Genomic DNA, 9,649 nt, shown 5'->3' on the forward strand with positions numbered 1-9,649 from the left:
AAGCAACTCGTCGGCCACCTGGGCAAACAGCTCGCGAAAGCGCGCGAAGTCGCTTTCGCGCAGGCTCACGCCGGCGGCCATGGCATGCCCGCCGAAGCGCAGCAGCAGCCCGGGAGCGCGTCTGGCGACGAGATCGAGCGCATCGCGCAGATGCAGGCCGGCGATCGAACGACCCGAACCCTTGATTTCACCGTTGTCGCCGCGGGCAAAGGCAAACACCGGGCGATGCAGTTTCTCCTTGATGCGCGCCGCAACGATCCCAACCACTCCCTGGTGCCATTCGGCTTCGAACAGCGACACCGCTGCCGTCGTCTCGCCGGCCAGTTCGGCACCCGCTTCGGCGAGTTGGATGAGCGCCTGTTCCTGCATGCCCGCTTCGATCTCGCGCCGCTCGCGGTTCAGCGCGTCGAGCTGCTGCGCGATATTCATCGCACGCCCCTCGTCATCGGTGATCAGGCACTCGATGCCGAGCGACATGTCGGCCAGGCGGCCGGCGGCGTTCAGGCGCGGGCCGATCATGAAACCGAGTTCGACGCTCGAAGCCTGTGCCGGATTGCGCCCGGCAGCCCGGAAGATGGCGCGCAGACCGGGGTTCAGCCTGCCCTGGCGGATGCGCTGCAGCCCCTGGCTGACCAGCACGCGGTTGTTGTGGTCGAGGCGCACGACGTCGGCCACGGTGCCCAGCGCGACGAGGTCGAGCAGTGCCGCAAGCCTGGGTTCGCCGCGTCCGGTGCCTTCGGCAAACCAGTTGCGCTGGCGCAACTCGGCGCGCAGCGCCAGCATGACGTAGAACATCACGCCGACCCCCGCCAGTGCCTTGCTCGGAAAGTCGCAGCCGGGCAGACTGGGGTTGACGATGCAGTCGGCAGCGGGCAGTTTGTCACCCGGCAGGTGATGGTCGGTGATCAGTGTGGCAATGCCGAGCTGGCGCGCCCGGGCGACCCCTTCGACGCTGCCGATGCCATTGTCTACGGTGACGATCAGATCCGGTCTGCGGCCGGCTGCGAGATCGACGATGTCGGGCGACAGGCCATAGCCATAGGTGAAGCGGTTCGGCACCAGATAATCCACCCGGGCGCCGAAAGCGCGCAAGGCACGGATGCCGAGCGCGCAGGCAGTCGCCCCATCGCAGTCGTAGTCGGCAACGATCAGAATCTGCCGCCCGCCGGCGATGCTGTCGGCCAGCAGGACCGCAGCCTGGCTGGCATTGCTCAGTCGGGCCGGGGGCAGCAGCGACTCGAACCCGTAGTCGAGTTCGCTGCGCGCAACAATTCCGCGCCCGGCGTAGATGCGCGCCAGCAGGGGGTGCAGACCCTGTTGTTCGAGCTGCCACTGAGCGCGCTGCGCCACCGACCGCCGGCGAAGCCGGGTCATCGCTCACTCCCGGCCAGCGCCCGCGCGGTATCCGCCAGCGCTTGCGGGCGCTGCCACAGCTTCCATTGAGTGCGGCGATCACCAGCCCAGGAAAGGGTGGCGTAGGCGGTCGATGCCTCCAGCCGCAACTGCTCAAGCCTGCCACCGGCAAGCGCCTTCTGCAGCGGGGCGAACCAGCGCTCTTCCAGCCCGAGCAGCTCGCTGCGATAGGCGTCGCCGTTCTCGTACTGGACCGGCGATTGCAGCGCATCGAGCACCACCAGATGGCGACTGCCGCGCGACGCCGATGCCAGCAGTTCGGCGGCGCCGTCGGGCGGCAGGTCATGCACCGGGATGTCGTGCGCCTGCCCGACGCCGCGCGCCAATGGAAGCCCGCTCCAGATGCCGGAATACGCACCGGCCACTCTGGCCGGCAGCCGGCCGCCACCCCACAGCCACAGGCTGTTGATCGTCGAGCGACCGTCGACCTCGCGCCTGGCGTTGGCGGGATGCTGGTGCAAGACCATCTGCGCCTCGTTGAGCAATTGGCGTAACCAGCGCGCCTCGGAGGTCTCCGGCAACTGCCGGTCGACGCTGCGACCGGCCACTGCGGACAGCGGCAGGACGTCGAACTGGCCGAGTTCGCTACCACCGGCAAGCTGCAGGTACCAGCGCTCGGCGGCAGCGACGTGGAAGCGGCCAACCTCGGAGAAGTATCGGTTGAGCTCGTCAACGATCGCCCGAGCTTCGTCGAGTTCGATTGCCAGGCTGGCGCCATCGGCAAGAATCAGGCGCTCCTGGTGCAGGCGCAGATGGACGGGGTCGGCGCACAGCCAGCAGGCGTCGCGGTCGCGCGGGCCAGCCGCCTCGCCGAGCACGCGGAAAGCCGCATAGGCGGCGCCTTCGGGCAGACCGAAGGCATCGCAGAGGGTCGCTTCGAACGACTGCGGCGGCCGGCGACTGAGCCGGCTGCGTGCCAGGAAGGTGCTCAACCCGGGACTGGAGAGGGTATCGAGCGTATCGCGGTCGTCGGGCTCTGGCCAGACGAGTTCGGGAACAACCAGGGTGAGCTGCATGGGGTGGGAACGGGCGAACGATCGCCGAAGCGGGTTGACGGAGCGGCAGCGACCTGCCGCGCAAGGCCGCCCGGCCGGACAGGCCCTGGCGGAAGAGTGTAGCATAGCGGCTTTTGCCTGATCGGCGCCGCAAGCGCCAAGCAGAGATGATCGCCGAGCCACGATGGCCATGCCCTACGAGCTGCTGATCGGCCTGCGCTATACGCGCGCCAAGAAGCACAACCACTTTATTTCGTTCATTTCGCTGATCTCGATGTGCGGTATCGCCCTCGGCGTTGCGGCACTGATCGTCGTCCTCTCGGTGATGAACGGATTTCAGACCGAATTGCGCTCGCGCATTCTCGCGGTCGTCTCGCATGTCCAGATCAGCGGGGCGGGCGGCGAAATGGCGGCGTGGGAGAAGGTGGTGACGATGGTCAGCGACCAGCCGCACGTGATCGCTGCCGCCCCCTTCGTTCAGGCACAGGGCATGCTGGCCTACGGCGAAGCGGTGCGTGGTGCGCTGGTGCGCGGCATCCTGCCCGATCAGGAAGACAAGGTGGCGGATTTCCGGCCGCACATGAAAAGCGGCCAGCTCGGCGCCCTGATGCCCGACAGCTTCAACATCATCCTCGGTGCCGAACTGGCACGCGCCCTGGGTGTTTTCGTTGGCGATCGGGTGACGCTGATTGCGCCGCAGGGTGTCGTGACACCGGCCGGAGTGGTGCCGCGGCTGCGCACCTTCAACGTCGTCGGCCTGTTCGAGGTCGGCATGTACGAGTACGACAACAGCCTGGCACTGATCCACCTCGCCGATGCGCAGCGTCTCTATCGCATGGACGACCGGGTGTCGGGCGTACGCCTGAAACTGGACGATCTTTTCGTCGCGCCGCAGGTGGCACGTGCGCTGGCCGGCAGGCTGGAAATCAATGCCTTCATCAGCGACTGGACGCGCAGCCATGCCAACTTCTTCCGTGCCGTGCAGATCGAGAAGAACATGATGTTCATCATCCTGTCGCTGATCGTCGCCGTGGCGGCGTTCAACATCGTCTCGACGCTGGTCATGGCGGTGACCGACAAACAGGCGGATATCGCCATCCTGCGCACTCTCGGCGCCAGCCCGGGGAGCATCATGGCGGTGTTCATCGTGCAGGGCGCCCTGATCGGCTTCATCGGACTCGGTCTCGGGATCGCCGGCGGCGTTGCGCTGGCCCTCAATATCGACGTCGTCGTGCCGTTCATTGAGCGCCTGCTCGGCACCCAGTTCCTCGCCAAGGAGGTCTATTACATCTCCAACCTGCCTTCCGAGCTGCAGTGGCGCGACGTCACGACGATCACCGGCGTCGCTTTCGTGCTCGCCCTGCTGGCCACCATCTACCCGAGCTGGCGCGCCGCACGGGTCAATCCGGCAGCGGCCTTGCGCTATGAGTGAGCTGGTACTGGCCTGCCAGGGTCTGCGCAAAATCTATCGCCAGGGTGACAGCGATGTCCCCGTCCTGCTCGGCGTCGATCTCGAAATCGGCGTCGCCGAACGCGTGGCGATCGTCGGCGCATCGGGTTCGGGCAAGAGCACGCTGCTGCACCTGCTCGGCGGTCTCGACACGGCGAGCGGCGGCCAGGTACAGTTGATGGGCAACGACCTGAACGCGATCGACGATGCACAGCGCGGGCAGTTACGCAATCGCCATCTTGGTTTCGTCTACCAGTTTCACCATTTGCTGGCCGAGTTCACCGCGCTCGAGAACGTCGCCATGCCACTCTACATCCGGCGCCTCCCGAAGGCCGAGGCCGAAGCACGCGCCGCAGCGGTACTTGGCGAGGTGGGACTCGGGCACCGCCTGCGGCACACCCCGTCAGAACTGTCCGGCGGCGAGCGGCAACGCGCGGCGATCGCCCGGGCGCTGGTCACCGAACCGGCCTGCGTGCTCGCCGACGAACCTACCGGCAACCTCGATCGGCAGACTGCCGCCGGCGTCTTCGAGCTGATGCTGGCACTCAATCGTTCGCGGCGAACCAGCTTCGTGATCGTCACTCACGATCCGGCAATGGCCGCCCGTGCCGAGCACATCCTGACGCTGCGTGACGGCCACCTGCACACGGCCAGCGACGACTAGGGCGCTGCGCTTCTGACCAAGGCTCAAGTTTCGCCGGTGCCCGCCGAAAGATCCTGGACAATCGGGAGGATACCAACCATGAAGACTGTGTTCGCGCCGGCCATTGCGCTGCTCAACCGTGTCGGCTACACGAAGAAGTTTGCCATCATGGGTGCTCTGGCGCTGGTGGCGAGCGCCGTGCTGGTATTCAATCTCTACTACAGCCTGCACCGGGTGATCGACAACTCGCGACGGGAACTGGCCGGGATTGACGTGATCCAGCCGATCGCCCGCGTCGTCCAGCATCTGCAGGTCCACCGTGGGCTTTCTTCCGGCGTGCTCGGCGGCAACGATGCGATGGAGGAGAAGCGCGCCGCGCGCCAGAAGGAAGTGCGCGCCGCCTTGCAGGCGGTCGATGCCCGGCTGGCAGCGGAACTCGCCACATCGGCCACCTGGAAGAAGGTGGCCGACGACTGGGCGCAACTGGAAAAGGAGGGCCTCGAACTGATCCAGCGCGAGAATTTCCTGGCCCACAATCGGTTGATCGACGCCCTGCTGGGATTCCAGTCGATGGTGGCCGATGAGTACGCGCTGACCAATGATCCGGACATCGACTCGGCCTACCTGATCGATACGGCAGCCAACCGGTTACCCCAGGCGATCGAGCGAATGGGCCAACTGAGGGCTCTGGGAACCGGTGTGCTGACGCGCAAACAGCCGCTCGCCCTGTCACAACAGGTGGAGTTCACGGTCCTCCTGGCGGAACTCAATTCGGCAGTCATCGGTCTGCGCCGCAATCTCGAAAAGACCGCGCGCTACAATCCCGGACTGCAGTCGACGCTGGCCGCTTCCATCACCGACATGGACGGTGCGGCCGCCAAGGTCGGCGCGCTGGTCAACCAGGACATCCTCTCCGGGACCTTCGCGACCCTCCCCGGTGATTATTTCGAACTCACCACCGCGTCAATCGAGAAGGGCTACAAGGAGATGTACGAAACCCTTTTCCCGACCCTCCAGCAACTACTGCGGCAACGAGTCGAGCGGGCTGAAAGCAATCTCGACCTGAGCATTGCCACAGCAGTCCTGATTCTGCTGCTCTACGCCTACGTGTCGGTTGGACTCTATTACGCCACCATCGGCAGCATCGATCGCCTGGCCGACCATGCGCGCACCATCGCCACCGGCGATCTGCGCGTGCGTGTCGACCTGGGAACGCGGGACGAACTGAAACTCGTCGGCGACAGCCTGAACGAAATGCTGAGCGCTTTTCGTGGTCTCTTGCAGAATGTGCATCAGGGTGCCAGCCAGGTCTTCGACGCAACCAGAAAACTGGCCACTTCGGCGGCCGACATCAACCACGGCAGCGCGCAACAAAGCGAGGCGGCCTCTCGCATGGCGGCCGCCATCGAGGAGATGCGGGCGCGCATCGAACGTCTGTCGACCAACGCCCAGGACACCAACAGCATTGCCAGCCGGGCCGGCGAATTGTCGGCCGCGGGCAGCGAGGTGGTCGGCAACGTCGTGCACGAGATCGAACGAATCGCCGAGGTGGTCAATCATTCGGCGACCATCGTCACCGAGCTGGGCGGCCGATCCGAGCGCATCTCGGCAATCGTCAGCGTGATCAAGGAGATCGCTGACCAGACCAACCTGCTGGCACTCAATGCCGCCATCGAGGCAGCGCGCGCCGGCGAGTCGGGTCGCGGCTTTGCCGTGGTGGCGGACGAAGTGCGCAAACTCGCCGAGCGCACCGCCCATTCGACGCAGGAAATCTCCGAGATGATCGCCGCCATCCAGAACGGTACACGGGACGCCGTAGCGAGCATGAACCTGGGGGTCAGCCGGGTCGCCGAGGGCGTCATCCTGGCCACCCGGGCGGGCGAATCAATCGGCGGAATCGGCAGCAATGCGGCGCAGGTGGTGGAAAAGGTGGCCGGCATCTCGAAGGCACTGCAGGACCAGAGTGTGGCAAGCATCGAGATCGCCCGCAACGTGGACCGGGTGGCCCGCATGGCGGAAGAGAATAGTGCCGCGGTGGCGGCCAATGCCACCACCGCCGTACAACTCGAACGCCTGTCGGAAGGCCTCGAGACAGAAGTGCGACGTTTCCGTCTCGCCTGACCGCCTCCCATGGCGCACCTCGGCGCAGCGATCAACGCCCGCTAGCGGCAAACCCCATACGTGCCGCAGCACCATGCACCGCAACATCCCTGCCTTTGCCTGTGGAATCGGCTGGCTGCAGATGCAGGACCACTTGCCTGCCCTGCCTCTGCTGGCCGGTCTGCTGCTCGGCGCCGCCCTGCTGCTCTGGTTTGGCCACCGGCAGCAACTGTTGGGTCGGTGGATCTCGGCACTGGCTTGCCTGCTGCTCGGTTTCTCCTGGGCGGCGCTGTTCGCCGACCACCGGCTGCAGGAGCGGCTGCCGAGCGAATGGGAGGGCCGGGATGTCCAGGTGGTCGGTGTCGTCGCCACCTTGCCGCACGGCTTCGAGCGCGGCGAGCGCTTCGAGTTTGTCGTCGAGTCGGTGGAAACGCCGGACGCGCATCTGCCGCAGCGCATCATGCTCTCCTGGTATCACGGCCGGCTCGATGACGAGTGGCGCGAGGGACTGCGCCTCCGCCCGGCCGAGCGCTGGCGCTTCACCGTTCGTCTGAAGCGCCCACACGGCAACGCCAACCCGCACGGTTTCGACTACGAGGCCTGGCTGCTCGAGCGAGGCTTGCGGGCGACCGGTTACGTGCGTCCGCGCGCCCTCGCCCAGCGTCTCGACGATTTCGTGCCGCGACCCGCCTACGCCATCGAGCGCTTGCGCGACCGCCTGCGCGGCTCGTTTGCCGAGGTGCTGGGTGATGCCCCCCACGCCGGCGTCCTCATCGCTCTGGCGGTTGGTGACCAGCAGGCGATCCCGGGCGAACAATGGCGCCTGTTCCGGCAGACCGGGGTCACCCATCTGATGAGCATCTCCGGTCTGCATGTGACGATGGTCGCCGCGCTGTTTGCCGCTCTGGTCGGCTGGCTATGGCGGCGCAGCGAGCGCCTGGCGCTCTTCCTCCCGGCACAGAAGGTGGCAATCGCGGCCGGCTGGGTGGCGGCATTCGCCTACGCGCTGCTCGCCGGTTTTGCCGTCCCCGCGCAACGGACGTTGTACATGCTGACGGTGGTTGCCCTGGCGCTGTGGTCGGGCCGCAATCTCGGCGCCAGTCGCAGTCTGCTGCTGGCTCTGCTGCTGGTGCTCCTGCTCGATCCCTGGGCGGTACTGGCACCCGGCTTCTGGCTCTCCTTTGCTGCCGTCGGCCTGCTCTTCTTCGTCGGTACGGCAAGACTGGGTGCGACCCCTGGCTGGCGGGGGGCGCTCGCCAACTGGGGCAGGACGCAGTGGGCGGTGACCATCGGCACGCTGCCCTTGCTCCTGCTCCTCTTCCAGCAGTTCTCGCTGGTCTCGCCGGCGGCCAATGCCCTGGCCATCCCGCTGGTCAGCTTCGTGATCACGCCGCTGGCCCTGCTGTTCTGCGTCTTCCCCTGGCCACCGCTGCTGCTCGTCGACCACTGGCTGCTCTCCGGCCTGATGGGATTTCTCGAATGGCTGGCGATCTGGCCGCTCTGGGAGCAACCGGCGCCGTCCGGTGCGGTGACCCTGCTGGCCGTGCTCGGCGTGATCTGGCTGCTCCTGCCGCGCGGCTTCCCGGCACGCTGGCTCGGCCTGTGCCTGCTCTTGCCGGCACTGTTCTGGCCGGCGGCCAGGCCGGCAGCGGGAGACGCCTGGCTTGACGTGCTCGATGTCGGCCAGGGTCTGGCGGTGGTCGTGCGTACCAGCGAGCATACCCTGCTCTACGACACCGGGCCGCTCTACAGCGCCGAATCGGATGCCGGCCAGCGAATCATCGTGCCCTTCCTGCGCGCCCACGGGGTAAAGCGAGTGGATACCCTGATCGTGACGCATCGCGACAAGGACCATTCGGGCGGCGTTGCCGCGGTCGAGGAAGCGCTGCCGATCGGTCGCCGCTTGTCGTCCGTGGCCGAACTGCAACCCGAACCCTGCGTCGCAGGCCAGAGCTGGCAGTGGGACGGCGTGCGTTTCACCATCCTTCACCCGGTCGCCGGCGATTACGAACGCAAGGCCGCCAGGAGCAACAACATGAGCTGCGTGCTGCGTATCGAGAACGCTTCCGGCAGTGTCCTGCTGACCGCCGACATCGAGGCGCGCGACGAGCAGGCGCTGCTCACCCGCTCGGGAGCCGCGCTGGGCAGCGATGTGTTGCTGGTGCCGCACCATGGCAGCGGCACTTCGTCCACGCCGGAATTCATCGCCGCGGTTGCTGCCCGTGAGGCGATCATTGCGGTCGGCTACCGCAACCGCTTCCAGCATCCGCGACCCGATGTGGTCGAGCGCTACGCCGCTAGCCGGGTGTGGCGCACCGATCGCGACGGTGCAGTGCGCATCGATCTGGCGGATGGCCTTGCGCTTTCGTCTTATCGGACCGGGCAGCGGCGCTACTGGCATGGGCAGTGAGGGGGCGCCAGGCGGAGCGCGAACGACGACCAGAACGATACGCGCAGGTGCTTGCCGACCACCGCGCTCGGCGACGAGCAGCAGGGTCAATGGCGACCCGATCGTCGTCAGTCAGTGCCAGCCACACCTGGCCCGAAGAATGGCCAGAGCAGATGCGTGCCTTAGTTGGCACAGGCGTCAGGCAGGCCATGCGGGGATCAGCGACGATTGCAGCAGCCAGCTCACCGACCGGCATGAAGGCAAAGGCGTGGTTAAACTGGCGATGCTGCTCGATGGTCAGCAGGGAACAGTCGAGCCAAAGGGAATGACACCATTCGTAAATCAGGGTTTCATCGCACTGCGATCGGCTGCAGGGCCGCGAAGCGATTGCCGATCTTGACGGCATGAATGCCGACGCAGCAGGCATCGAAGTGATCGACCGCCGAGCACCCCCACACCCAGCCGTCCTCGACAGTCTGGATGCGGATACCGTCGGTGCCCCCCTCAGGTTCGGTGCTCCGGTCTGGATCGACCCGTCGTGCCGCATGGGCATGCCCTGCGGCACCCGATGCGGCGACAGCCGGGCATTCTCGCGCATCAGGCGGCAGACGCGATCCTTGGACACGCGGAGGTCGCGCAGGATACGCAACCGTGCCCAG

At 66.4% G+C, this 9,649-nt stretch carries 6 protein-coding genes and 1 pseudogene; 4 read left to right on the forward strand and 3 right to left on the reverse strand.

Translation table 11 applies throughout. The annotated features are described in order from the left end of the window. A partial coding sequence (gene recJ / locus JNK99_RS14775) for a single-stranded-DNA-specific exonuclease RecJ (protein ID WP_291854376.1) occupies positions 1-1,374 on the reverse strand: 1,374 nt, incomplete at its 3' end. Beyond that, the gene (locus JNK99_RS14780; RefSeq protein ID WP_291854378.1) at positions 1,371-2,429 is read right to left on the reverse strand and encodes a hypothetical protein; all 1,059 of its coding nucleotides are present in this window, start codon (positions 2,427-2,429) and stop codon (positions 1,371-1,373) included. The genes recJ and JNK99_RS14780, both read right to left, overlap by 4 nt. A 163-nt stretch (positions 2,430-2,592) precedes the next feature. Between JNK99_RS14780 and JNK99_RS14785 the strand changes: the two genes are divergently transcribed. The 4 genes from JNK99_RS14785 to JNK99_RS14800 all read left to right on the forward strand — a co-directional run bounded on the left by JNK99_RS14785 (position 2,593) and on the right by JNK99_RS14800 (position 9,011). Then, the gene (locus tag JNK99_RS14785) at positions 2,593-3,840 is read left to right on the forward strand and encodes a lipoprotein-releasing ABC transporter permease subunit (protein WP_291854380.1); all 1,248 of its coding nucleotides are present in this window, start codon (positions 2,593-2,595) and stop codon (positions 3,838-3,840) included. After that, the gene (gene lolD, locus JNK99_RS14790; RefSeq protein ID WP_291854382.1) at positions 3,833-4,522 is read left to right on the forward strand and encodes a lipoprotein-releasing ABC transporter ATP-binding protein LolD; all 690 of its coding nucleotides are present in this window, start codon (positions 3,833-3,835) and stop codon (positions 4,520-4,522) included. The genes JNK99_RS14785 and lolD overlap by 8 nt, the downstream gene beginning before the upstream one ends. Positions 4,523-4,600: 78 nt before the next feature. Continuing rightward, positions 4,601-6,622: a methyl-accepting chemotaxis protein gene (locus tag JNK99_RS14795; protein ID WP_291854384.1), complete on the forward strand. Its 2,022-nt coding sequence runs from the start codon at positions 4,601-4,603 to the stop codon at positions 6,620-6,622. Positions 6,623-6,695: 73 nt separating this feature from the next. Then, entirely contained in the window at positions 6,696-9,011 is a 2,316-nt protein-coding gene (locus tag JNK99_RS14800; protein WP_291854386.1) for a DNA internalization-related competence protein ComEC/Rec2, read from the forward strand. Between the two features lie 329 nt (positions 9,012-9,340). Here JNK99_RS14800 and JNK99_RS14805 read toward each other — a convergent pair. Further along, positions 9,341-9,649 (reverse strand): annotated as a pseudogene (locus JNK99_RS14805) (hypothetical protein); the annotation flags it as partial.

It is taken from the genome of Accumulibacter sp. (assembly GCF_016789985.1).
Lineage (GTDB): Bacteria > Pseudomonadota > Gammaproteobacteria > Burkholderiales > Rhodocyclaceae > Accumulibacter.

Bases quoted from the DNA above. Each gene is read 5' to 3' on its own strand.
- JNK99_RS14800 (WP_291854386.1), top strand. From the start codon at position 6,696: ATGCACCGCAACATCCCTGCCTTTGCCTGTGGAATCGGCTGGCTGCAG.
- JNK99_RS14785 (WP_291854380.1), top strand. From the start codon at position 2,593: ATGGCCATGCCCTACGAGCTGCTGATCGGCCTGCGCTATACGCGCGCC.
- lolD (WP_291854382.1), top strand. From the start codon at position 3,833: ATGAGTGAGCTGGTACTGGCCTGCCAGGGTCTGCGCAAAATCTATCGC.
- JNK99_RS14795 (WP_291854384.1), top strand. From the start codon at position 4,601: ATGAAGACTGTGTTCGCGCCGGCCATTGCGCTGCTCAACCGTGTCGGC.
- JNK99_RS14780 (WP_291854378.1), bottom strand. From the start codon at position 2,429: ATGCAGCTCACCCTGGTTGTTCCCGAACTCGTCTGGCCAGAGCCCGAC.